The organism is Pseudomonas sp. G3-19 (genome assembly GCF_054855875.1).
Window position 1 is genome coordinate 4095909 of record NZ_JBMPIQ010000003.1, and the last position, 22837, is coordinate 4118745.

Below are 22837 nucleotides of genomic sequence, written 5' to 3' on the forward strand. Positions count from 1 at the left end.
TTTTCTCAGTTGATTTCGATCATTTCGAAGTCCGACTTGCCCACGCCGCAGTCCGGGCACAGCCAGTCTTCCGGCACGTCCTGCCACAGGGTGCCCGGCGCGATGCCGTCATCCGGCCAACCGTCAGCTTCGTTGTAGATCAGGCCGCAGACGATGCATTGCCACTTTTTCATTCAGGTACTTCCTCAGGATTCAGGCTTTTGTCGGCGCGGACGGTCGATGGTGGGAGCGCTGCCATCCGGCTCAGGGCGTTTTGTACTGAGGGTGCCGGGCAGATGCAAGCCTGTTCGGCGCAACGGCGCCCCGGATCCATCAAATTCGCAGCACGCCATGTTAAGCTCGCCGCCTCATTTGCGGCCAATAATGACTCATTGTGCAACATTCAAATGCCTGCCCGACCCCGCTCTGGCTGACTCAAAGCCGACTGACGTCCCTTCCCGATTCGTTGACCCTGAACTGGTTGTTCGACGAAGGCTCGCTGACCCGCCGCCTGACGCGGCTGTCGAATGACGGCTTCAGCGTCACACCGTTGTTCGAAGGCTGGGACACTTTGCGCAGCGACGAATGCGCGGCGCTGGATCTGGCCGAAGGCAGCGAAGGCTGGGTGCGCGAGGTGTATCTGCGCGGTTACGGCGAGGCCTGGGTGTTCGCCCGTAGCGTGGCGTCACGCGCCGCCCTGCAAGGCGACGGCCTGCACATGGACGAACTGGGCAGCCGCTCGCTGGGCGAACTGCTGTTTTGCGACCACGCCTTCCAGCGCCGCGCCATCGAGGTCTGTCACTACCCGCAAGACTGGTTGCCGCCAGCCTGCCGCGCGCCCGAGCTGTGGGGCCGGCGCTCGCGTTTCGACCGTGGCGCCTTGAGCGTACTGGTGGCGGAGATTTTCCTGCCGACGTTGTGGAGCGCCGCCCGCGCCCATCCGGAGAACTGCTGATGTACCAGAGCCTGCTCAAATCCCTGAACCGCTTGAACCCGCGCGCCTGGGATTTCATTCAGCTGACGCGCATGGACAAGCCGATCGGCATTTACTTGCTGCTGTGGCCGACGCTGTGGGCGCTATGGATTGCCGGTAAGGGCTCGCCGTCGCTGGCCAACATTGTGATTTTCGTCCTCGGTGTGGTGCTGACCCGCGCCGGTGGCTGTGTGATCAACGACTGGGCCGATCGCAAGGTCGACGGCCACGTTAAACGCACCGCGCAACGACCGCTGGCCAGCGGCAAGATCAGTTCGAAAGAGGCGCTGGTGTTCTTCGCGCTGCTGATGGGCGTGAGCTTCCTGCTGGTGCTGTGCACCAATGCGCCGACCATCTGGCTGTCGCTGGGCGGCCTGGCGCTGGCATTCACCTACCCGTTCATGAAGCGCTACACCTATTACCCGCAAGTGGTATTGGGCGCAGCGTTCTCGTGGGGCATGCCGATGGCATTCACCGCCGAAACCGGCGCCGTGCCCGCCGCCGCCTGGCTGCTGTGGATCGCCAATCTGCTGTGGACGGTGGGTTACGACACCTATTACGCGATGACCGATCGTGACGACGACCTGAAGATCGGCGTGAAATCCACGGCGATTCTGTTCGGCGATGCGGATCGGGTGATCATCCTGACGTTGCAGGCGCTGTCGCTGGGCTGCCTGTTGCTGGCCGGGTCGAAGTTCGAGCTGGGCATCTGGTTCCATCTCGGCCTGTTGGTGGCCGCTGGATGCTATGCGTGGGAGTTCTGGTACACCCGTGATCGCGACCGGATGCGTTGCTTCAAGGCGTTTTTGCACAACCACTGGGCCGGGTTGGCGATTTTCGTCGGGATTGTGCTGGATTACGCGCTGCGTTGATCCACAAAACCTGTGGGAGCGGGCTTGCTCGCGAAAGCGTTTTGCCAGTGGCCTCTTCGTCAACTGACACACCGCTTTCGCGAGCAAGCCCGCTCCCACAGGGGATTTGCGTTTACTTGGCCTTGGCGACGTGCCAGGCGCCGTCCATTTTGCCCTCACCGGTCATGTCACCAGCCTTCTTGTCCATGACGAAGGTGTACAGCGGTTTGCCCTCGTAAGCCCATTGCATCTTGCCGTCATCGCGCTTGATCACGGTCCAGTCGCCCATGGACTTGTCGCCGGCCGTAGCCATTAGCGGTGGCCAGTTCGCCGCACACTTGTCGTTGCACATGGACTTGCCCGCAGAGTCTTTGGCAAAGGTATACAGGGTCATGCCCTTGTGATCGGTAAACATGCCGTCCTTCTCCATCGCTGGCTCAGCAGCAAACGCCATGGTCGGTAAAGCAACGGCAGCAGCCATCAGCAGAGCTTTGAAAGAAGCAGTCATTTGAGTCATGGAAACCTTCTTTTGTGGTTGTCAGGATTCGGACTTAGAGCTTAGTCCAGGATCACGCCAACCGCCGGGCGACTAAAATACTGTCACACGACTGCAATAATTCCGTTATCTAATGCGGCGCAAGACAGTTAAATGACAAGAGGATTAAGGCATGGTTGGCAGGAGCATTCTGATCGTCGACGACGAAGCGCCCATTCGCGAAATGATCGCCGTTGCGTTGGAAATGGCCGGCTATGACTGCCTCGAGGCGGAGAACTCGCAGCAGGCACACGCCATCATCGTTGACCGCAAACCGGACCTGATCCTGCTCGACTGGATGCTGCCCGGCACCTCCGGCATCGAACTGGCCCGCCGCCTCAAGCGTGACGAGCTGACCGGGGACATCCCGATCATCATGCTCACCGCCAAGGGCGAAGAGGACAACAAGATTCAGGGTCTTGAAGTCGGCGCCGACGACTACATCACCAAACCGTTTTCTCCACGCGAACTGGTCGCACGCCTCAAGGCTGTGCTGCGCCGCGCCGGCCCGACCGATGGCGAAGCGCCAATCGAAGTCGGCGGCCTGCTGCTCGACCCGATCAGCCACCGCGTAACCATCGACGGCCGTCCGGCCGAGATGGGCCCGACCGAATACCGTCTGCTGCAATTCTTCATGACCCACCAGGAACGCGCCTACACGCGCGGGCAGTTGCTGGATCAGGTCTGGGGCGGCAACGTCTATGTTGAAGAGCGCACCGTCGACGTGCACATCCGCCGCCTGCGCAAGGCCCTCGGCGACGCCTACGAAAATCTGGTACAAACCGTGCGCGGCACCGGCTACCGGTTTTCCACCAAGGCCTGATCCGACCGCCAGACTCGCTGACAAGGACCGTATTTTCCGTGAATCAAAACTGGCATGGCACCCTGATTCGCCACATGCTGTTGCTGGTCACAGCGTGTCTGGTGATCGGCCTGATCACCGGCTACTACGGCTGGAGCCTCGCAGCAGGCCTGGGCATTTACCTGGCCTGGACGCTCAAGCAACTGCTGCGTCTGCACGAATGGCTGCGCCTGCACCAACCCGATGAAGCACCGCCCGACGGCTATGGCCTGTGGGGCGAGGTGTTCGACAGCATCTACCACCTGCAACGCCGCGATCAACGGGTACGCGGGCGCCTGCAAGCGGTGATCGACCGGGTGCAGGAGTCCACCGCCGCGCTCAAAGACGCGGTGATCATGCTCGACAGCGACGGCAACCTGGAATGGTGGAACCGCGCTGCCGAAACCCTGCTCGGCCTCAAGACCCCGCAAGACAGCGGCCAACCGGTAACCAACCTGGTACGGCATCCCCGCTTCAAGGAATACTTCGAGCAGGAAAGCTACGCCGAACCGCTGGAAATCCCTTCGCCGACCAATGATCGGGTGCGCATTCAGCTGTACCTTACGCGCTACGGCAACAACGAACACCTGATGCTGGTGCGCGACGTCACGCGCATCCATCAGCTGGAGCAGATGCGCAAAGACTTCATTGCCAACGTCTCCCACGAACTGCGCACGCCGCTGACGGTGATCTGTGGCTATCTGGAAACCCTGCTCGACAACGTCGAGGAAGTGAATCCGCGCTGGAGCCGCGCGCTGCAGCAGATGCAGCAACAGGGCGGGCGCATGCAGACGCTGCTCAACGACCTGCTGCTGTTAGCGAAACTGGAAGCCACCGATTACCCGTCGGACAACCAGCCAGTGCAGATCGACGCCCTGCTGCAGTCGATCAAGAGCGACGCCCAGCAGTTGTCCGGGCAGAAGAACCAGAAAATCACTCTCGAAGCCGATGCGCGCCTCCTGCTCAAGGGCAGCGAGGCGGAGCTGCGCAGTGCCTTCTCCAACCTGGTGTTCAACGCGGTGAAATACACCCCGGCCGAAGGCAATATCCGCATTCGCTGGTGGGGCGACGAGCAAGGTGCGCACCTGAGCGTGCAGGATTCCGGGATCGGCATCGACAGCAAGCACCTGCCGCGCCTGACCGAACGCTTCTACCGCGTCGATTCCAGCCGCAACTCCAACACCGGCGGCACCGGGCTGGGCCTGGCGATCGTCAAACACGTGTTGCTGCGCCATCGCGCGCGGATGGAGATCAGCAGCGTGCCCGGTCATGGCAGCACGTTCACCTGCCATTTCGCCCCGGCCCAGGTGGCCCAGGCACGGGCCATCAGCGCCGCCGAGTGATACCGGCCAGCACGCGCCACTAGGCAATCGCCATGTCAGCCGCTACATTGGCTGACTTGCGTCTGCCTTTCAGGCGCGATTTCTTCTCTCTTACGAATCACACGGAACCTGCAAAACTCCATCATGGACCCTTCCCCTGGCTTGTCCCTCGCTACGATATTCGCCGATTTCGGCATGATTCTTTTCGCTCTGATCCTGGTTTTGCTCAACGGCTTCTTCGTTGCGGCGGAATTCGCCATGGTCAAACTGCGCTCGACCCGGGTCGAGGCCATCGCCGACAAGAACGGCTGGCGCGGGCACATCCTGCGCACCGTACACAGTCAGCTCGATGCGTACCTCTCGGCGTGTCAGCTCGGTATCACCCTCGCCTCCCTCGGCCTCGGCTGGGTCGGTGAGCCGGCATTCGCGCACATTCTCGAACCGCTGCTGAGCGCGGTCGGCGTGCAGTCGCCGGAAGTGGTCAAAGGCATTTCGTTCTTTACCGCGTTCTTCATCATTTCCTACCTGCACATCGTGGTCGGTGAGCTGGCGCCCAAGTCGTGGGCGATCCGCAAACCGGAGCTGCTGTCGCTGTGGACGGCGGTGCCGCTGTACCTGTTCTACTGGGCGATGTACCCGGCGATCTACCTGCTCAATGCCAGCGCCAACGCGATTCTGCGGATCGCCGGCCAGGGCGAACCCGGCCCGCACCACGAACACCATTACAGCCGCGAAGAACTGAAACTGATCCTGCACTCCAGCCGTGGTCAGGACCCGAGCGACCAAGGCATGCGCGTGCTGGCCTCGGCGGTGGAGATGGGCGAACTGGAAGTGGTCGACTGGGCCAACTCCCGCGAAGACCTGATCACCCTGGAATTCAACGCGCCGCTGAAAGAAATCCTGGCGATGTTCCGTCGCCACAAGTTCAGCCGGTATCCGGTGTACGACAGCGAACGTCAGGAGTTCGTCGGCCTGCTGCACATCAAGGACCTGCTGCTGGAGCTGGCGGCGCTGGACCACATTCCGGAGTCGTTCAACCTGGCTGAACTGACCCGTCCACTGGAGCGCGTGTCGCGGCACATGCCGCTGTCGCAGCTGCTGGAGCAGTTCCGCAAGGGCGGCTCGCACTTCGCCGTGGTGGAAGAAGCCGACGGCAACATCATCGGCTACCTGACCATGGAAGACGTGCTGGAAGTGCTGGTCGGCGACATCCAGGACGAACACCGCAAGGCCGAGCGCGGGATCCTCGCGTATCAGCCGGGCAAGCTGCTGGTGCGTGGTGATACGCCGCTGTTCAAGGTTGAACGCCTGCTCGGAATCGACCTGGATCACATCGAAGCCGAAACCCTCGCCGGTCTGGTCTACGAGACCCTGAAACGAGTGCCGGAAGAGGAAGAAGTGCTGGAAGTCGAAGGCCTGCGGATCATCATCAAGAAGATGAAAGGGCCGAAGATTGTGCTGGCGAAGGTGTTGATGCTGGATTGATGGGTGTTTTGGGAGACGCTTCTGTGGTGAGGGGATTTATCCCCGATGGGTCGCGGAGCGGCCCTGTAATCTGCAATCGCGTAACTCCTGACTCAATGCCTTCAATGATTTTGGGACGGCTGCGCCGTCCATCGGGGATAAATCCCCTCACCACAAAAGCCCCTCCACAGCGGCCCCCTAACGCTTCTACTGTTTGCCCAACGCAAAGTTGGGCAACGCCCCCAGTGGCTGGTTGAACTGATACGGAATCGACACCAGCCCCTGCCCGGTATTGCGCTGCACCACAAAGTGCAGGTGCGGGCCGCTGCTATTGCCGGTATTGCCGGACAGCGCCAGCGGGCTGCCAACCGTCACCCGCTGCCCCTCGCGTACGCTCACCGAACCTTGCTTGAGATGCAGGTAAACACCCATCGTGCCGTCGTCGTGCAGCACCCGGACGAAATTGCCGGACGCATCATTGCCGCGCCCGCTCTGTGAATTTTCGGTTTTCACCACCACACCGGCCCGTGCGGCAATGATCGGCGTGCCAACTGGCATGGCGATGTCCATCGCATACCGGTTCTTCGGCCCGTAGTGGCTGTACTGGCCGTTGGCGCCCTGACTGAGACGGAACGGCCCGCCCCGCCACGGCAACGGATAGCGATAGCTCTGCGCAGCGCCTGCGGGGTCACCCAGCGAATACTGGAATTGCGGCGAATACACCAGCGGCTGACCCCGGCTGATCGCCGTCAGCAACGCCAACCGGGTATTGCTGCGCGCCGGCAGCACCCGGCGAATCGTCTGCGCCGGAGCGCCACGCACATTGCTCAGGCCGGTAAACGCCAGTGCAATCTCGACCGGCGCATACAGATCGTTGCGCACGAACACCACGTCGCTGCCCTTCTGTTTCTTGATGTCGAGGTACACCTGACGTTCGAGGTGCTCGACCATGCGGTCCTGAAACACGAACACCTGCGAGCCTTTGCTCGGCCGGTCGCTGTACGAGACCACTCCGTTGGCATCGGTGGATTTGTAGATGGTCATGGCCACAGTCGAGGTGGAGGCCAGGAAAAGACCACAGAAAAACAGCAGGCGCGCGAGCATGGGCAAAGAGTCTGTCGAAGGAAGGCCTGGAAATGAGCCTAGCAGCTGAGACAGACCAGGCTAGTCGACAGATGTTTCAAATTGGGCAGTCTGGAAAATGGACGTCGTCAGTGATGACCCCTTCGCGAGCAAGCCCGCTCCCACCTTGGAATGCATTTCAAAGGTGGGAGCGGGCTTGCTCGCGAAGGCGGTGTGTCAGGCGACGAGGATCAAGCGCCCGGAACGAAGTGCTTCTGCGCCGTGCCGCGGGCGATCAGGCGGGAGATGTAATCGAGCTTCTGCGCATCCTGGTCGACGAAACGGAAAGTCAGTTGCAGCCAGTCGCTGTCGGCTTTCTGCTCGTGGGCAACGATGGCGTGCAAGTAGCCGTTGAGGCGGGCGATTTCGGCGTTGTCGCCCTGCTCCAGGTCGAGCACGGCGCTGTCGAGGATCTGCGGCAGGGTGTCGGTGCGTTTCACCACCAAAAGCGCTTCCTTGATGCTCAGGGCCTTGATCACGCATTGCTGGGTGCCACTTGGCAGGCGCAACTGGCCCTGGCCACGACCACCGACTGGCGCTTTCGAGGCAGCCGGTGCCTGCACCGGCGGGCTGTTAAGCAAACCGCGCGACGGCGCAGCAGCTGGCGTTGGCGCGACAACAGCCGGTTTGGCAAACGGATTGACCGCAGCAGCGGCCGCCGGCGCAGCACCGACCACGGCAGGCTTGCCGCCGGTCAATGCGCTCAGGGAATCGTTGCCGAACGCCGAGTTCATCTTGGTCGGCGCGCTGTTCATCAGGGTGTCGAGCTTGCCAACCTTGTTCAGCGCCTGCTTGACCTTGGTCAGCAGTTGTTCGTTGGTGAACGGCTTGCTGACGTAGCCGGAAACCCCGGCCTGGATCGCCTGCACCACGTTCTCTTTATCGCCACGGCTGGTGACCATGACGAACGGCATGGTCTTGAGATTGTCCTGCTCGCGGCACCAGGTCAGCAGCTCGAGGCCGGACATTTCCGGCATTTCCCAGTCGCACAGCACCAGGTCAAACGCTTCCCTGGCCAGCATGGCCTGGGCCTTTTTGCCGTTGACGGCGTCCTCGGTGCGGATCCCCGGGAAGTAATTACGCAGGCACTTTTTCACCAGGTCACGAATGAACGAAGCATCGTCCACGACCAACACACTGATCTTGCTCATCCAACACCCCTATAAAAATCCCGGCAAGCATACCGCTTTTACTGATGGCACATTGCCAACAATCTTCAGTCACGCCGGGACTTTTCGTTCGCGGGTGCTGCTTTTTAATTCGATTTCCTGATTCAGGCGCCCTAAACAAAAACGCCCGGCCAAAGGGCCGGGCGCTTTTCTCAGGCAATCTTACTTATCGTCAGCATTGCCCGGAACATTAGCGGTTTCGCCGCTTGTACCTTCAACTTCTTCTTTCATGCGTTTGAGGCCCAGGTGGCGCACATCGGTGCCGCGCACCAGGTAGATCACCAGTTCCGAGATGTTGCGCGCATGATCGCCGATGCGTTCCAGCGAACGCAGCACCCAGATGATGCTCAGAACCCGCGAGATAGAGCGCGGGTCTTCCATCATGTAGGTCGCCAGCTCGCGCAGGGCGGTCTTGTATTCGCGGTCGATGACCTTGTCGTATTGCGCCACCGACAAGGCTAGATCGGCATCGAAGCGGGCAAACGCGTCCAGCGCATCGCGAACCATGTTGCGCACCTGATCGCCGATGTGACGGACCTCGACGTAACCACGCGGCGCTTCGCCTTCTTCGCACAGCTGAATGGCACGGCGGGCGATCTTGGTCGCTTCGTCGCCGATGCGCTCCAGGTCGATCACCGACTTGGAGATGCTGATGATCAGCCGCAGGTCGGACGCCGCCGGCTGACGACGGGCGAGAATGCGCAGGCATTCTTCGTCGATGTTGCGTTCCATCTGATTGATCTGGTCGTCGATCTCGCGCACCTGCTGGGCCAGACCGGAATCGGCCTCGATCAGCGCGGTGACCGCGTCGTTGACCTGCTTCTCGACCAGCCCGCCCATGGCCAGGAGGTGGCTGCGCACTTCCTCAAGCTCGGCGTTGAACTGCGCGGAGATGTGGTGGGTAAGGCCTTCTTTACTAATCATGTTGGCGTCCTTGGAGCGTCCGGTAAGGTGCGGTGGGCCGCAGCGTCAATTCTGTGAATAACCGCAACTGTCAGCCATAACGACCGGTGATGTAGTCTTCGGTCTGTTTCTTCGCCGGATTGGTGAACAGGGTATCGGTGTCGCCGAATTCCACCAGTTTGCCCATGTACATGAACGCCGTGTAGTCGGAAACCCGCGCGGCCTGCTGCATGTTGTGGGTCACGATGACGATGGTGAACTTGGACTTCAGCTCGTAGATCAGCTCTTCGACTTTCAGGGTCGAGATCGGATCGAGGGCCGAGCACGGTTCGTCGAGCAGCAACACTTCCGGTTCAACGGCGATGGTGCGCGCGATCACCAGACGCTGCTGCTGACCACCGGACAGGCCGAGTGCCGAGTCGTGCAGACGGTCTTTGACTTCGTCCCACAGCGCCGCGCCTTTCAATGCCCACTCGACCGCTTCGTCGAGAATGCGCTTCTTGTTGATGCCCTGGATGCGCAGCCCGTAGACCACGTTTTCGTAGATGGTTTTGGGGAACGGGTTGGGCTTCTGGAACACCATGCCGACGCGGCGACGCAGCTCGGCAACGTCTTCACCTTTGCGGTAGATGTTGTTGCCGTACAGGTTGATCGCACCTTCGACACGGCAACCGTCAACCAGGTCGTTCATACGATTGAAGGTACGCAGCAGCGTGGACTTGCCGCAGCCGGATGGGCCGATAAACGCGGTCACGCGCTGTTTCGGGATGTTCATGCTGACGTCGAACAGCGCCTGCTTCTCGCCGTAGAACAGGCTCAGGCCCGGGACTTCGATGGCCACGGTTTCCTGCTCAAGGCTCAGGCTCTGCTTGTCGCGACCCAGGGCCGACATGTTGATGCCGTGGGTATGTGTTTCGTGCTGCATGGGAGGCTCCCTGTGCTAACAAATTCGGTTCGGTTAGCCGCTTGGTGCGGCTGTACTCAATCTAGGGTGGGAGCGGGCTTGCTCGCGAAGAGGCCGGCACACTCGACATCAATGTCGCCTGACCCACCGCTTTCGCGAGCAAGCCCGCTCCCACAGGAATATCAACTGTCCAAAGCTTTGTATTTTTCGCGCAGGTGGTTACGAATCCACACCGCCGACAGGTTCAACGTGGCGATCACCAGCACCAGCAGCAGCGCCGTGGCGTACACCAGCGGTCGTGCCGCTTCGACGTTCGGGCTCTGGAAGCCGACGTCATAGATGTGGAAGCCCAGGTGCATGATCTTCTGGTCCAGGTGCAGGTATGGGTAGTTGCCGTCCACCGGCAGCGACGGCGCCAGCTTCACCACACCCACCAGCATCAGCGGCGCCACTTCACCGGCGGCGCGGGCCACGGCGAGGATCATGCCGGTCATCATTGCCGGGCTGGCCATTGGCAGGACGATCTTCCACAGCGTTTCGGCCTTGGTCGCGCCCAGCGCCAGCGAGCCTTCACGGACGGTGCGCGGGATACGCGCCAGACCTTCCTCGGTCGCCACGATCACCACCGGCACCGCCAGCAGCGCCAGGGTCAGCGAGGCCCAGAGCAGACCCGGAGTACCGAACGTCGGCGCCGGCAGTGCTTCGGGGAAGAACAAACGGTCGACCGAACCACCCAGCACGTAGACGAAGAAGCCCAGACCGAATACGCCGTAGACGATCGCCGGAACGCCGGCGAGGTTGTTCACGGCGATGCGGATGATCCGGGTCAGGGCGTTCTGCTTGGCGTATTCACGCAGGTAGACCGCCGCCAGCACGCCGAACGGAGTCACGATCATCGCCATGATCAGGGTCATCATCACCGTGCCGAAAATCGCCGGGAAGATCCCGCCTTCGGTGTTCGCTTCACGCGGATCGTCGGAAAGGAATTCCCAGACCTTGCTGAAGTAGAAACCGATCTTGGTCATCGTGCCCATGGCATTCGGCTGATAGGCGTGAACCACTTTGCCCAGGCTGATTTCGATCTCTTTGCCGTTGGCATCGCGAGCAGTCAACGCGTCGCGGTTGAACTGCGCATGCAGATCGCTCAGACGCGCTTCGATGTCCTGATAACGCGCGTTCAGCTCGGCACGCTCGGCGTCCATGTCCGCTTGCGCGGTGGCGTCGAGCTTGCCGTCGAGTTCCAGTTTGCGCCCGTGCAGACGGATGCGCTCGAGCCCTGCGTTGATCGCACCGATGTCGGTCTTTTCCAGCGATTTGAGTTGTGCAGCAAGGCCGTTCACACGGTTGATCCGCGCTTGCAGCTCAGGCCAGGCCGCTTCGCCTTCGGCGATCACCTTGCCGTCCTGTTTGACGTTGACCAGGTAGCCGTAGAAGTTGCCCCACTCGCGACGCTCGATCGCCATCAGTTCCGGCGGCGTGGTCTGCTTGGTCAGCCACTCGCCGACCACCCAGGTGAAGTCGTTGCCGTTCAGGTCACGGTTGCCGACCTTGATCAGCTCGCGGGTCATGAATTCCGGGCCCTGATCAGGCACCGGCAGGCCGGCGCTTTTCAGGCGTGCACGCGGCACCTCTTCTTTCTGTACCACTTCGCCGATGACCAGATGATTGGCCTGGCCCGGTACGTCGTAGCTGGCGTGGATCAGGTCCGCCGGCCAGAAGTGACCCAGACCGCGCACGGCAATCACCGCCAGCAGGCCAATGGTCATGATGACCGCGATGGACACCGCGCCACCGCTGATCCAGACGCCCGGGGCGCCGCTCTTGAACCATCCATTCAGGGAGTTCTGTTTCACAGACTTCTACCTTTCTTAAAGCGACGAGTATTTCTTGCGCAGACGCTGACGAATCAGTTCTGCCAGGGTGTTCATGACGAAGGTGAACAACAGCAGCACCAGCGCCGAGAGGAACAGCACGCGGTAGTGGCTGCCGCCGACTTCCGACTCGGGCATTTCCACCGCGACGTTGGCGGCCAGGGTGCGCAGGCCTTCGAACAGGTTCATTTCCATGACCGGGGTGTTACCCGTGGCCATCAGCACGATCATGGTTTCGCCGACCGCACGGCCCATGCCGATCATCAGCGCGGAGAAGATCCCCGGGCTGGCGGTGAGGATCACCACGCGGGTCATGGTCTGCCACGGCGTGGCACCGAGCGCCAGGGAACCGAGGGTCAGGCCACGCGGCACACTGAACACGGCATCTTCGGCAATCGAGTAGATGTTCGGGATCACCGCAAAACCCATCGCCAGACCGACCACCAGAGCGTTGCGCTGGTCGTAGGTGATGCCCAGGTCGTGGGAGATCCACATGCGCATGTCACCGCCGAAGAACCAGTTCTCCATGTACGGACTCATGTACAGCGACAGCCAACCGACAAACAGGATCACCGGAATCAACAGCGCACTTTCCCAGCCATCCGGGACTTTCAGGCGGATCGACTCAGGCAGACGACTGAAGGTGAAGCCGGCGACCAGAATGCCGATCGGCAACAGCATCAGCAGGCTGAAGATGCCCGGCAGATGCCCTTCCACATACGGGGCGAGGAACAGACCGGCGAAGAAACCGAGGATTACCGTCGGCATCGCTTCCATCAGCTCGATCACCGGTTTGACCTTGCGGCGCATGCCCGGGGCCATGAAGTACGCGGTGTAGATCGCTGCGGCAACCGCCAGCGGCGCAGCCAGCAGCATGGCGTAGAACGCCGCCTTCAGGGTGCCGAAGGTCAGTGGCGACAGGCTCAGTTTCGGTTCGAAATCGGTGTTGGCGGCGGTCGATTGCCAGACGTATTTAGGCTCGTCGTAGTTTTCGTACCAGACCTTGCTCCACAACGCGCTCCACGACACTTCCGGGTGCGGGTTGTCGAGCAGCAGCGGTTGCAGCTTGCCGCCGGCCTCGACGATCACCCGGTTGGCGCGCGGCGACAGACCGAACAGGCCCTGGCCTTCGGCCACCGGCTCGACCAGCAGGGTGCGGTGCGCGGTGCTGTGGAACACGCCGAGCTTGCCGCTGGCATCGAGGGCCACGAAGCCCTTGCGACGCTCTTCGGCGGTAATTTCAACAATCGGCGTGGTGCCCATCTGGAAGGTGCGGATCTGCTTCAGGCGCAGCTCGCCATCGGTATCGCGAGCCATGAACCACTGGGCCAGGCCACCCTTGGAATCACCGATGATCAGCGAGATGCCGCCCACCAGTTGCGTGCTCGCGGTGACTTCGGCGTCAGCGTTTTCCAGCAGCTTGTAGCGACCGTTGAGGCTCTTGTCGCGCAAGCTGAACACGTCGGCCTGGGCACGCCCGTTGACCACGTACAGCCATTGCTGGCGCGGGTCGACGAAGATGTTTTTCACCGGTTCAGTCATCTGCGGCAGCTCGATACGCTTCTGCTCGTTGGTGACTTCGCCGGTCATCATGTTTTCTTCGCTGGTCAGCGCCAGCACATTGAGTTGCGAACCGGTAGAACCGACCAGCATCAGCGTCGAATCGGTGGCGTTGAGGCTGACGTGCTCCAGCGCACCGCCGCCCTCGTTCACCGCGATCGGCGCTTCGCCATACGGGTATTCGATGGCCGGGGTGATGGTTTTCTTGCCATCGGGGTAGCTGACTTTATAGGTGTGACGGAACACCAGCGCCTGGCCGTTGGACAGGCCCACGGCTACCAGCGGATGACCTGGCTGGTCTTCGCCAATGGAAGTTACGGTAGCGCCGGCAGGCACCGGCAGATCGACGCGCTTCAATTCAGCGCCACTGTCGATGTCGAAGAACAGCGCCTGGCCCTTGTCGGAAACGCGCATCGCCACCTGATTCTGCTCTTCGAGCGAAATCATCAGCGGCTTGCCGGCGTCCTGCATCCAGGCTGGGGTAATGGCATCTTTCGCGGTCAGACTGGCACCCTGGAACAACGGTGCAACGACGTAGGCGAGGAAGAAGAAGATCAGGGTGATGGCTGCCAGCACCGCCAGACCGCCAACGAGGACGTACCAGCGGGTGAAGCGATCCTTGAGCGCGCGAATGCGGCGCTTGCGTTGCAGCTCAGGCGTATTGAAATCAATGCGCTTGGGAGGGGAAGTCGTAGTCATTGGGGAATTGGCCAGATCATTCATGCGCTCACCCTAGCGATCCTGTATGACAGAAAGATGACAGTGCAGTGACGCAGCAAATCCACCGCCAGCGGGTACTGGAGGAGGATCAGAGAATTCGAAGAATCTGTGGGAGCGGGCTTGCTCGCGAAAGCGCTTATTCAGTCAACGAAGATGCCGAATCTGAAGGCCTCTTCGCGAGCAAGCCCGCTCCCACAGTGGAGTCCGAAGGGTATTTACTACGGACTCAGTTTGTTACTTTTTTGCGACTTCAGCGCCGCCTTCCTGCAGACCCAGGTCAGCCAGTGCTTTTGCAGCAACCTTGGCCGGCAGTGGGATGTAGCCGTCTTTCACCACAACTTCCTGGCCCTGTTTGGACAGAACCAGTTTCACGAACTCGGCTTCCAGCGGGGCCAGAGGCTTGTTCGGGGCCTTGTTCACGTAAACGTAGAGGAAGCGCGACAGCGGGTACTTGCCGTTCAGGGCGTTTTCTTCGGTGTCTTCGATGAAGTCAGTGCTGCCTTTCTTCGACAGAGCAACGGTCTTCACGCTGGCAGTCTTGTAGCCGATGCCCGAGTAACCGATGCCGTTCAGCGAGGAGCTGATCGACTGCACAACCGACGCCGAGCCTGGTTGTTCGTTGACGTTAGGTTTGTAGTCGCCTTTGCACAAGGCTTCTTCTTTGAAGTAGCCGTAGGTGCCGGATACCGAGTTACGACCGAACAGTTGCACTGGCTTGTTGGCCAGGTCGCCGGTCACACCCAGGTCGCCCCAGGTTTTCACGTCGGCTTTGGCGCCGCACAGACGGGTGGACGAGAAGATCGCGTCAACCTGTTCCATGGTCAGGTGCTGGATCGGGTTGTCCTTGTGCACGAACACCGCCAGGGCGTCCACGGCCACCGGGATAGCGGTTGGCTTGTAGCCGTATTTCTGTTCGAAGGCCGCCAGTTCGGTGTCCTTCATCTTGCGGCTCATCGGGCCGAGGTTGGAGGTGCCTTCAGTCAGCGCAGGTGGCGCGGTGGCGGAGCCAGCGGCCTGAATCTGGATGTTTACGTTCGGGTATTCTTTCTTGTAGTTCTCAGCCCACAGGGTCATGAGGTTGGCCAGAGTGTCGGAACCAACGCTGGACAAGTTGCCCGATACACCGGTGACCTTGGTGTAAGCCGGAATTGCCGGGTCAACGCCAGCGGCTACCGCGTGGGCAGTCGCAACGCCAGCAGCGACAAAAGTCATTGCCGCCATCAAACGCTTCAGTTTCATGCCTTACTCCTAGCAGATAGGGTGTGTTAAGTCGGGGCCAAGTATCAGCAGGCCGTGTGAACACTCTATGGCTGAAATATGACAATTGGATGAAAGGCCAGCATCCGGGTTTTGCAGGATGATTCGAAGATCTCAGAGAACAACACAGAACTAATGTGGGAGCGGGCTTGCTCGCGAAGAGGCCGTGTCAGCCTATTCATATGCAGACGACACAACGCATTCGCGAGCAAGCCCGCTCCCACAGGTGAAGATTTTCAGCGCCCCTTTTTCCAGAGCCACGCCCCCACCAGAATCCCCATCGCGCACAGCACCGCCACATAGTAAGCCGGGCCCATCGCACTCTCTTTAAGCAGCAGGCTGACCACCATCGGCGTCAGGCCACCGAAGATCGCGTACGCCACGTTGTACGAGAACGACAATCCGCTGAAGCGCACCACCGGCGGGAATGCCTTGACCATCACGTATGGCACCGCACCGATGGTGCCAACCAGCAGACCGGTCAACGCATACAGCGGGAACAGCCAGTTCGGGTGATCGGCGAGGCTGTGATAGAAGGTCCAGGAGCTGATCAGCAAGCCCAGGGAACCGAAGACAAACACCCGGCCGGCGCCAAACCGATCCGCCAGGGCACCGGAGATGATGCAACCGACGCTGAGGAACACGATCGCCAGACTGTTCGATTGCAGCGCCACCGTTGGCGAGAAGTGATAGACCGTCTGCAGCACGGTCGGGGTCATCAGGATCACCACGACAATCCCGGCGGACAGCAGCCAGGTCAGCAGCATCGAGACCGCAATCGCCCCGCGATGGTCACGCAGTACCGCACGCAGCGGTACTTCTTCGGCGAGCGCCTTGCGCAGTTGCAGCTCGGCGAACACCGGGGTTTCATGCAGCCAGCGGCGCAGGTACACCGAGAACAGACCGAACACGCCTCCGAGCAGGAACGGGATCCGCCAGGCGTAATCGGCGACTTCCCCCGGGGTATAAATGCTGTTGATCGCCGTGGCGACCAATGAGCCGAGCAGGATGCCGGCGGTCAGGCCGCTGGTCAGGGTGCCGCAGGCGTAGCCGATGTGCTTTTGCGGCACGTGTTCGGAAACGAAGACCCACGCCCCCGGCACTTCCCCGCCAATCGCCGCGCCCTGGATAACTCGCATCAACAACAGCAGGATCGGCGCCCACATACCGATCTGCGCGTAGGTCGGCAGCAGGCCCATGATCAGGGTCGGCACGGCCATCATGAAAATGCTCAGGGTGAACATCTTCTTGCGCCCCAGCAGGTCGCCGAAGTGCGCCATGACGATGCCGCCCAGCGGCCGCGCAAGGTAACCGGCGGCGAAAATGCCGAAGGTCTGCATCAGGCGCAGCCACTCGGGCATGTCGGCCGGGAAGAACAGCTTGCCGACCACGGTGGCGAAGAACACGAAGATGATGAAATCGTAAAACTCCAGCGCACCGCCCAGGGCCGATAGCGACAGAGTCTTGTAGTCATTGCGGGTCAGGGGGCGTGCAGGTTGCTCGGGCTGCGCGAGGCTCGAAGGCGCTGTGGTCATGGCAAGGGCTTCTCTTATAGGCGGATCTACCGCCACAACAACGCTGGCTGTGGCTTGGGCAGGTTCGGCACCATAGCAAATTGTTCGAAAAAGCACATAGAGGCGCGTATTTGCCGGTCAAAATCAGAACCCGATGGTCGTCGCGGAGTCTACCGACCGATATACTCGCAACCTTGCTCCGGTTTGTAGGGGGTTGCTGTGCGAAAACGTCGTTGGCCCGACCTTTGAACGGGATCAGCCGGTTTCGCAGAGTTTCCCCTTTAGGCGCCTATGGAAAACGTGACGAACGCAGTATGTTCGGTGCTGAATCGTTTTTCCTGAAGACGGCTACCACCAGCAATACCAACGAAGAGTCACGGGTCAGAGGCACCCCCGGCATGATAGAGCTCGAACAAGAAGATCCGATCCCGCAAGGCGACCTGGCCTTGCAAATTACCGCACTCCCGCGCGAAACCAACGGCTTTGGCGATATTTTCGGCGGCTGGCTGGTGGCGCAGATGGATCTGGCGGGTACCGCAATGGCCAGCCGCGTGGCCGGTGGTCGCGTAGCCACTGTCGCCATCGACCGCATGGCCTTCCTGGTGCCGGTCGCGGTGGGCGCGCAATTGTCCTTTTATACCCAGACCCTGGAAATCGGCCGCAGCTCGATCCAGATGATGGTCGAAGTGTGGAGCGACGATCCGCTGTCCAGCGAGTGGCGTAAAGTGACCGAGGCGGTATTCGTCTTCGTCGCCATCGACGGCAGCGGTCGCACCCGCTCAGTGCCACCGCGCGCGCGTTAAACATCGCCGCGGTTTTGCGGTCGATAGTCGTCCCAAGTGTCTGATCGAGAGTTGCCCCATGAACACGCCCAACGTTGAAGCGGTGAAACTGGATGAACTGAACTGCTGGCGCATCCGCCACGGTCAGGCCGAAGTGCTGGTGGCCCAGCAAGGCGCGCACATCCTCAGTTATCAAATCGACGGCCAGCCGCCGATCATCTGGCTCAACGACAAGGCTGTGTTCAAGACCGGCAAGAGCATCCGTGCCGGTGTGCCGGTGTGCTGGCCGTGGTTCGGCAAGTTCGAACGCAACCCGCAGAGCGTGCAGGCCATGTATACCGGTGAGCAACCGGCACCCGCGCACGGTCTGGTGCGGGCGATGGATTGGGAGCTGGGCGGCATCGAATCAGAGGCTGACGGCGTCAAGGTTGAATTCAGGCTGCCCTACCCCGAAGGTGGCCTGCCGGGCTGGCCGTATCAGGTCGATCTGACCCTGACCCTGCATCTGAATGATCAGTTGCACATCAGCCTGACCAGCCACAACCGAGGTGTAGAAACCGTCAGCATCAGCCAGGCGCTGCACACTTATTTCGCGGTCAGTGATGTGCGTAACGTGCACGTCGAGGGTGTTGAAGGGCTGAATTACATCGAGACTCTGGACAACTGGAACACCCACCGCCAGCAAGGCGAACTGCGCTTTACCGGGGAAACCGACCGCATCTACCTCGACGCGCCAGCGCAACTGAGCATCGTCGATCCGACCTGGGAACGACGCATCGTACTGAGCGCCAGCGGCTCACGCACGGCAGTGATCTGGAACCCGTGGATCGACCGCGCGGCAGCACTGGCCGACATGGACAACGATGGCTGGCAGCGCATGCTGTGCATCGAGACGGCGAATGTGATGGATGATGTGGTCACGCTGGGCTCGGGTGCGAGCCATACCATGGGCGTCAGCATCGGCAGCAAACCGCTCTGACCAACACCGCAATATCAATGTGGGTGAAAGCCTTTGTGGTGAGGGGATTTATCCCCGATGGCCTGCGGAGCAGGCCCCTGCCCCTGATTCAAAGCGGGGGTCGCTTCGCAACCCATCGGGGATAAATCCCCTCGCTACAATTGTTCAGATGTTAGAGATCAGACTCCTGCACCACCCGCACTTTGTCAGCTTCCAGCGCATACGCCGCATCGGCCAGATCATTGCTGACCTTCTCGATCTTCAGCGTGCCGGTTACCCACAGCGGCGTGTAGATATCGTCCAGCTTCAAACCTTTGGGATAACGCACCAGCACCAGTTGATTCGGTGGTGGCGGTGGCACGTGGATGCAGGCGCCAGGGTACGGCACGAGGAAGAACAGCGTGCTGCGGCCCTTGGCGTCGGATTCCAGCGGCACCGGGTAGCCGCCGATGCGGATGTGCTTGTCGTTCATCGACGCCACGGTCTTGGTCGAATACATCACCGCCGGCAAGCCTTTAGCCTGTTTCATCCCGCCCTTCTCGGTGAAGGTGCCGGTGGCTTCCGGGGAGTTGTGGTCGATTTCGGGCATGGCCTCGAGGGCTTTCTGGTCCGACTTGGGCATCAGTTCCAGCCAGTCGGTTTCCGGCAGTTCGCCGGCGTGGGCCAGACCGCTGCCCAGCAAAAGAAGAGTCAACAGAAGACGGCGCATGGAGGTGCTCGGTAAAAGATGCTCGGATAAAGGAAGGACGTTAAATCGCCGAGCATTCTAGCCCTCCCTGCCACGTTGGCAGAGAGGACTTGGTCGCTTGGATCAGTTCTTTTTGATCAGGCCGTAGATCACCAGCAGCACGATCGCGCCGACCAGTGCACCGATGAAGCCTGCGCCCTGACCGGCCTGATAGATACCCAGGGCCTGGCCGCCGTAAGTGGCCGCCAGCGAACCGCCGATACCGAGCAGGATGGTCATGATCCAGCCCATGCTGTCATCGCCCGGTTTGAGGAAGCGTGCCAGCAGGCCGACGATCAAGCCGATAAAGATGGTTCCGATAATTCCCATGGCATTTCCCTCTGATTTGGTAGATATGCCAAAGCCTAGTCAGACTTTGGCATCCTGCCATGAGAGAACGGCGGCTCCCGAAGGTTCCACCGCTGCCACATGAAACTGTTTACTCGGCAATCAGCGCTTCGACCTTGACGATCTGTGCCTGCAGCGTGGCCATGTCGGCGCAGCGCAGGTTGGCGTGACCGACCTTGCGCCCGGCCTTGAAGGCTTTGCCGTAGTGGTGCAGATGGCAATCTTCGATGGCGATCACTTTCTCAACCGGCGGAACCACGCCGATGAAGTTGAGCATCGCGCTCTCGCCGACCTTGGCGGTCGAACCCAGCGGCAGGCCGGCCACGGCACGCAGGTGGTTTTCGAACTGGCTGCACTCGGCGCCTTCGGTGGTCCAGTGCCCGGAGTTGTGCACGCGCGGGGCGATCTCGTTGGCCTTGAGGCCACCGTCGACTTCAAAGAACTCGAACGCCATCACGCCGACGTAATCCAGCTGCTTGAGCACACGGCTGGAGTAATCTTCAGCCAACGCTTGCAGCGGGTGATCGGTGCTGGCCACCGACAGCTTGAGGATGCCGCTGTCGTGGGTGTTGTGTACCAGCGGATAGAACTTGGTTTCACCATCGCGGGCACGCACGGCAATCAGCGAGACTTCGCCGGTGAACGGCACGAAGCCTTCCAGCAGGCAGGCAACGCTGCCCAGCTCGGCGAATGTACCCACCACGTCTTCCGGCTTGCGCAGGACTTTCTGACCCTTGCCGTCGTAACCCAGGGTGCGGGTTTTCAGCACGGCCGGCAGACCGATGGCAACCACGGCGGCGTCCAGGTCGGCTTGCGATTGAATGTCGGCGAAGGCCGGAGTCGGAATGCCCAGGTCCTTGAACATGCTCTTCTCGAACCAGCGGTCGCGAGCGATGCGCAGGGCTTCGGCGCTCGGATAGACCGGGACGAATTGCGAGAGGAACGCCACGGTTTCGGCCGGGACGCTTTCGAACTCGAAGGTCACCAGATCGACTTCATCGGCCAATTGGCGCAGGTGATCCTGATCGCCGTAATCGGCCCGCAGGTGTTCGCCCAGTGCTGCGGCGCAAGCGTCCGGCGCCGGGTCGAGGAAAGCGAAGTTCATGCCCAGCGGAGTGCCCGCCAGCGCCAACATGCGGCCCAACTGGCCGCCACCGATTACACCGATCTTCATCTCAACAACCTCAGGCAATACGTGGGTCTGGATTGTCCAGGACGCTGTCTGTCTGCTCGGCACGGAAGGTTTTCAGTACCGCATGGAACTGTGGATGCTTGGCACCAAGGATGCTCGCCGAGAGCAGCGCGGCGTTGATCGCGCCGGCCTTGCCGATGGCCAGGGTGGCAACCGGGATGCCCGCCGGCATCTGCACGATCGACAGCAGCGAATCGACGCCCGAGAGCATCGACGACTGCACCGGAACGCCCAGTACGGGCAGGTGGGTCTTGGCCGCACACATGCCTGGCAGGTGGGCTGCGCCACCGGCACCGGCGATGATCACCTCGATGCCGCGGCCCTCAGCCTCTTCGGCGTACTGGAACAGCAGATCCGGGGTGCGGTGGGCAGAAACCACCTTGACCTCGTACGGGATGCCGAGCTTTTCCAGCATATCGGCGGTGTGGCTAAGGGTGGACCAATCGGACTTGGAGCCCATGATCACGCCAACCAGTGCACTCATCGTCGCGCCTCTTCTCTCTGGGCGCCCGCAGGCGCGTCAAAAACAACAAGCCACGCAGGATTGCGTGGCTTGATTGTACGAAAAATGGCCGGACGTACCGGCCGAAGGCCGCGCAGTATACCGCAAAGAAAGCAATAAACAGCCCCCGAAACGACCATCTGTCAAATCAGCCAAAGGCCCGGTTTTATTGACTTGAAGGTCAGCGACAGAACACCGCAAATCCCCCCTGTGGGAGCGGGCTTGCTCGCGAAGGCGTCAGGTCAGATACATGAATCTCGACTGACACACCGTATTCGCGAGCAAGCCCGCTCCCACAATTGGATCCGCGATGGGTCAGGAATTTTGGGCGGCGCCGCCTTCAAGCTTGCGCCACAGCAACCGCACGTTGGCCTTGCGCACCAGTGCGCAGCGATACAGGCGAATCTCCAGCGGCACGTGCCATTGCGGGCCGCCGCAGACCACCAGTTCGCCGCGAGCCAGCTCTGCCCGCACACTCAACTGCGGCACCCAGGCGATGCCGAGACCCTCCAGGGCCATGCTCTTGAGGCTGTCGGCCATGGCGGTTTCATAGATGGTGGTGAAACGCAGCTGACGCTGGCGCAACAAACCATTCACCGAACGCCCGAGAAACGCCCCGGCGCTGTACGCCAACAGCGGCACACTGGCCTCGCCTTCCAGATCGAACAGCGGTTTGCCATCGGCATCGGCTGCGCACACCGGGAGCATTTCAGTCTGGCCCAAGTGCAACGACGGGAAAATTTCCGGGTCCATCTGCATCGCCGCGTCCGGGTCGTAGAACGCCAGCATCAGGTCGCAGCCACCCTCGCGCAGCGCGTGCACCGCGTCGCCGACGTTGGTCGCCACCAATCGCGTCGCTATGTTCAGCCCTTCGTTGCGCAGTTGTGCGATCCAGCGTGGAAAGAAACCCAGCGCCAGCGAGTGCGCCGCCGCGACCTGGATCACTTCGCCCTGCCCGCCTTCCAGGTGATGCAGATGGCGCAGCACTTCGCCGAGCTGTTCGACTACGGTGCGCGCGGTCACCAGAAACAATTGTCCCGCCGCCGTCAGCTCGATCGGCGTGCGCGAACGGTTGACCAGCGTCAGCCCAAGCGCAGCTTCCAGGCTGCGGATCCGCCGACTGAACGCTGGCTGGGTCACGAAGCGCCGTTCGGCCGCCTGCGAGAAGCTGCGAGTGGCAGCCAAGGCACTGAAGTCCTCGAGCCATTTGCTTTCCAGATTCATCACACCCTCCCGGGAACGCACCAAAACAGGTCACACGTCTGCCGCGCAGGCGGCGTCACACGGGCATTATGCCGAATGTGCATAGGCCAGTGTTTAACAGCATTGGCCCAAAAAATCCC

Annotated in this window: 22 protein-coding genes; 7 read left to right on the forward strand and 15 right to left on the reverse strand. The window is 61.1% G+C overall.

Annotation, left to right across the window (positions count from 1 at the left end; genetic code table 11):
- Positions 1-5 precede the first annotated feature (5 nt).
- On the reverse strand, positions 6-173 hold the full coding sequence (locus ACOYXI_RS18890) for a rubredoxin (protein WP_003229600.1): 168 nt from the start codon (positions 171-173) through the stop codon (positions 6-8).
- Between the two features lie 200 nt (positions 174-373).
- Between ACOYXI_RS18890 and ACOYXI_RS18895 the strand changes: the two genes are divergently transcribed.
- Entirely contained in the window at positions 374-934 is a 561-nt protein-coding gene (locus ACOYXI_RS18895) for a chorismate--pyruvate lyase family protein (RefSeq protein WP_134785016.1), read from the forward strand.
- Positions 934-1824 carry a 4-hydroxybenzoate octaprenyltransferase gene (gene ubiA, locus ACOYXI_RS18900; RefSeq protein ID WP_134785017.1) on the forward strand — a complete coding sequence of 297 codons (891 nt, stop codon included), beginning with the start codon at positions 934-936 and terminating at the stop codon, positions 1822-1824. Before ACOYXI_RS18895 ends, ubiA begins: the two co-directional genes overlap by 1 nt.
- Positions 1825-1936: 112 nt before the next feature.
- Here ubiA and ACOYXI_RS18905 read toward each other — a convergent pair whose 3' ends face one another.
- Entirely contained in the window at positions 1937-2320 is a 384-nt protein-coding gene (locus ACOYXI_RS18905) for a COG4315 family predicted lipoprotein (RefSeq protein WP_027610374.1), read from the reverse strand.
- A gap of 151 nt (positions 2321-2471) precedes the next feature.
- Between ACOYXI_RS18905 and phoB the strand changes: the two genes are divergently transcribed.
- From phoB to ACOYXI_RS18920, 3 genes are all read left to right on the forward strand, one after another.
- A complete protein-coding gene (phoB, locus tag ACOYXI_RS18910) occupies positions 2472-3161 on the forward strand; it encodes a phosphate regulon transcriptional regulator PhoB (protein WP_003229608.1) in 690 nt (229 codons plus the stop codon).
- Positions 3162-3235: 74 nt separating this feature from the next.
- Positions 3236-4522, forward strand: a complete 1287-nt coding sequence (gene phoR / locus ACOYXI_RS18915) for a phosphate regulon sensor histidine kinase PhoR (protein ID WP_246881625.1) — start codon at positions 3236-3238, stop codon at positions 4520-4522.
- A 123-nt stretch (positions 4523-4645) separates the two neighbouring features.
- Complete coding sequence (locus ACOYXI_RS18920) at positions 4646-5986, forward strand: hemolysin family protein (protein ID WP_003229612.1); 1341 nt, start codon at positions 4646-4648, stop codon at positions 5984-5986.
- 186 nt (positions 5987-6172) lie between these two features.
- Here the strand turns inward: ACOYXI_RS18920 and ACOYXI_RS18925 are convergent, their stop codons facing one another.
- From ACOYXI_RS18925 to ACOYXI_RS18960, 8 genes are all read right to left on the reverse strand, one after another.
- On the reverse strand, positions 6173-7069 hold the full coding sequence (locus ACOYXI_RS18925) for a peptidoglycan DD-metalloendopeptidase family protein (protein ID WP_027610372.1): 897 nt from the start codon (positions 7067-7069) through the stop codon (positions 6173-6175).
- A 209-nt stretch (positions 7070-7278) separates the two neighbouring features.
- Positions 7279-8238, reverse strand: coding sequence for a response regulator (locus ACOYXI_RS18930; RefSeq protein ID WP_027610371.1), 960 nt, complete (start codon positions 8236-8238; stop codon positions 7279-7281).
- A gap of 180 nt (positions 8239-8418) precedes the next feature.
- A complete protein-coding gene (phoU, locus tag ACOYXI_RS18935) occupies positions 8419-9180 on the reverse strand; it encodes a phosphate signaling complex protein PhoU (protein ID WP_003229617.1) in 762 nt (253 codons plus the stop codon).
- 70 nt (positions 9181-9250) lie between these two features.
- Entirely contained in the window at positions 9251-10084 is an 834-nt protein-coding gene (pstB, locus tag ACOYXI_RS18940; protein ID WP_007962289.1) for a phosphate ABC transporter ATP-binding protein PstB, read from the reverse strand.
- A gap of 161 nt (positions 10085-10245) precedes the next feature.
- The gene (pstA, locus tag ACOYXI_RS18945) at positions 10246-11916 is read right to left on the reverse strand and encodes a phosphate ABC transporter permease PstA (protein WP_007962288.1); all 1671 of its coding nucleotides are present in this window, start codon (positions 11914-11916) and stop codon (positions 10246-10248) included.
- A 15-nt stretch (positions 11917-11931) separates the two neighbouring features.
- Positions 11932-13965, reverse strand: coding sequence for an ABC transporter permease subunit (locus ACOYXI_RS18950; protein WP_193774904.1), 2034 nt, complete (start codon positions 13963-13965; stop codon positions 11932-11934).
- 483 nt (positions 13966-14448) lie between these two features.
- Positions 14449-15453 carry a phosphate ABC transporter substrate-binding protein PstS gene (locus ACOYXI_RS18955; protein WP_086792482.1) on the reverse strand — a complete coding sequence of 335 codons (1005 nt, stop codon included), beginning with the start codon at positions 15451-15453 and terminating at the stop codon, positions 14449-14451.
- A 254-nt stretch (positions 15454-15707) separates the two neighbouring features.
- Positions 15708-17006 (reverse strand): MFS transporter, encoded by a 1299-nt coding sequence (locus tag ACOYXI_RS18960; protein WP_247267161.1) that lies wholly within the window; start codon positions 17004-17006, stop codon positions 15708-15710.
- 377 nt (positions 17007-17383) lie between these two features.
- Between ACOYXI_RS18960 and ACOYXI_RS18965 the strand changes: the two genes are divergently transcribed.
- Together ACOYXI_RS18965 and ACOYXI_RS18970 are read left to right on the forward strand one after the other, a co-directional pair.
- Positions 17384-17788: an acyl-CoA thioesterase gene (locus tag ACOYXI_RS18965; protein WP_003229628.1), complete on the forward strand. Its 405-nt coding sequence runs from the start codon at positions 17384-17386 to the stop codon at positions 17786-17788.
- Between the two features lie 58 nt (positions 17789-17846).
- Positions 17847-18746 carry a D-hexose-6-phosphate mutarotase gene (locus ACOYXI_RS18970; RefSeq protein ID WP_282413512.1) on the forward strand — a complete coding sequence of 300 codons (900 nt, stop codon included), beginning with the start codon at positions 17847-17849 and terminating at the stop codon, positions 18744-18746.
- Positions 18747-18897: 151 nt separating this feature from the next.
- Here the strand turns inward: ACOYXI_RS18970 and ACOYXI_RS18975 are convergent, their stop codons facing one another.
- From ACOYXI_RS18975 to ACOYXI_RS18995, 5 genes are all read right to left on the reverse strand, one after another.
- Positions 18898-19434 (reverse strand): DUF3299 domain-containing protein, encoded by a 537-nt coding sequence (locus ACOYXI_RS18975; RefSeq protein ID WP_027610367.1) that lies wholly within the window; start codon positions 19432-19434, stop codon positions 18898-18900.
- Between the two features lie 102 nt (positions 19435-19536).
- Positions 19537-19782, reverse strand: a complete 246-nt coding sequence (locus ACOYXI_RS18980) for a GlsB/YeaQ/YmgE family stress response membrane protein (protein ID WP_003229635.1) — start codon at positions 19780-19782, stop codon at positions 19537-19539.
- Between the two features lie 109 nt (positions 19783-19891).
- Positions 19892-20974: a 5-(carboxyamino)imidazole ribonucleotide synthase gene (locus ACOYXI_RS18985; RefSeq protein WP_461675155.1), complete on the reverse strand. Its 1083-nt coding sequence runs from the start codon at positions 20972-20974 to the stop codon at positions 19892-19894.
- Positions 20975-20984: 10 nt separating this feature from the next.
- Entirely contained in the window at positions 20985-21476 is a 492-nt protein-coding gene (gene purE / locus ACOYXI_RS18990; RefSeq protein ID WP_003229641.1) for a 5-(carboxyamino)imidazole ribonucleotide mutase, read from the reverse strand.
- Between the two features lie 333 nt (positions 21477-21809).
- Positions 21810-22718: a LysR substrate-binding domain-containing protein gene (locus ACOYXI_RS18995; RefSeq protein WP_098966331.1), complete on the reverse strand. Its 909-nt coding sequence runs from the start codon at positions 22716-22718 to the stop codon at positions 21810-21812.
- Positions 22719-22837: the final 119 nt, after the last annotated feature.

Excerpts from the sequence above, each read along its gene's own strand:
- ACOYXI_RS18890 (WP_003229600.1), bottom strand. The coding sequence starts at position 173 with ATGAAAAAGTGGCAATGCATCGTCTGCGGCCTGATCTACAACGAAGCT.
- ubiA (WP_134785017.1), top strand. The coding sequence starts at position 934 with ATGTACCAGAGCCTGCTCAAATCCCTGAACCGCTTGAACCCGCGCGCC.
- ACOYXI_RS18905 (WP_027610374.1), bottom strand. The coding sequence starts at position 2,320 with ATGACTCAAATGACTGCTTCTTTCAAAGCTCTGCTGATGGCTGCTGCC.
- phoB (WP_003229608.1), top strand. The coding sequence starts at position 2,472 with ATGGTTGGCAGGAGCATTCTGATCGTCGACGACGAAGCGCCCATTCGC.
- phoR (WP_246881625.1), top strand. The coding sequence starts at position 3,236 with ATGCTGTTGCTGGTCACAGCGTGTCTGGTGATCGGCCTGATCACCGGC.
- ACOYXI_RS18920 (WP_003229612.1), top strand. The coding sequence starts at position 4,646 with ATGGACCCTTCCCCTGGCTTGTCCCTCGCTACGATATTCGCCGATTTC.
- ACOYXI_RS18925 (WP_027610372.1), bottom strand. The coding sequence starts at position 7,069 with ATGCTCGCGCGCCTGCTGTTTTTCTGTGGTCTTTTCCTGGCCTCCACC.
- ACOYXI_RS18930 (WP_027610371.1), bottom strand. The coding sequence starts at position 8,238 with ATGAGCAAGATCAGTGTGTTGGTCGTGGACGATGCTTCGTTCATTCGT.
- phoU (WP_003229617.1), bottom strand. The coding sequence starts at position 9,180 with ATGATTAGTAAAGAAGGCCTTACCCACCACATCTCCGCGCAGTTCAAC.
- pstB (WP_007962289.1), bottom strand. The coding sequence starts at position 10,084 with ATGCAGCACGAAACACATACCCACGGCATCAACATGTCGGCCCTGGGT.
- ACOYXI_RS18950 (WP_193774904.1), bottom strand. The coding sequence starts at position 13,965 with ATGCAGGACGCCGGCAAGCCGCTGATGATTTCGCTCGAAGAGCAGAAT.
- ACOYXI_RS18955 (WP_086792482.1), bottom strand. The coding sequence starts at position 15,453 with ATGAAACTGAAGCGTTTGATGGCGGCAATGACTTTTGTCGCTGCTGGC.
- ACOYXI_RS18960 (WP_247267161.1), bottom strand. The coding sequence starts at position 17,006 with ATGACCACAGCGCCTTCGAGCCTCGCGCAGCCCGAGCAACCTGCACGC.
- ACOYXI_RS18965 (WP_003229628.1), top strand. The coding sequence starts at position 17,384 with ATGATAGAGCTCGAACAAGAAGATCCGATCCCGCAAGGCGACCTGGCC.
- ACOYXI_RS18970 (WP_282413512.1), top strand. The coding sequence starts at position 17,847 with ATGAACACGCCCAACGTTGAAGCGGTGAAACTGGATGAACTGAACTGC.
- ACOYXI_RS18975 (WP_027610367.1), bottom strand. The coding sequence starts at position 19,434 with ATGCGCCGTCTTCTGTTGACTCTTCTTTTGCTGGGCAGCGGTCTGGCC.
- ACOYXI_RS18980 (WP_003229635.1), bottom strand. The coding sequence starts at position 19,782 with ATGGGAATTATCGGAACCATCTTTATCGGCTTGATCGTCGGCCTGCTG.
- ACOYXI_RS18985 (WP_461675155.1), bottom strand. The coding sequence starts at position 20,974 with ATGAAGATCGGTGTAATCGGTGGCGGCCAGTTGGGCCGCATGTTGGCG.
- purE (WP_003229641.1), bottom strand. The coding sequence starts at position 21,476 with ATGAGTGCACTGGTTGGCGTGATCATGGGCTCCAAGTCCGATTGGTCC.
- ACOYXI_RS18995 (WP_098966331.1), bottom strand. The coding sequence starts at position 22,718 with ATGAATCTGGAAAGCAAATGGCTCGAGGACTTCAGTGCCTTGGCTGCC.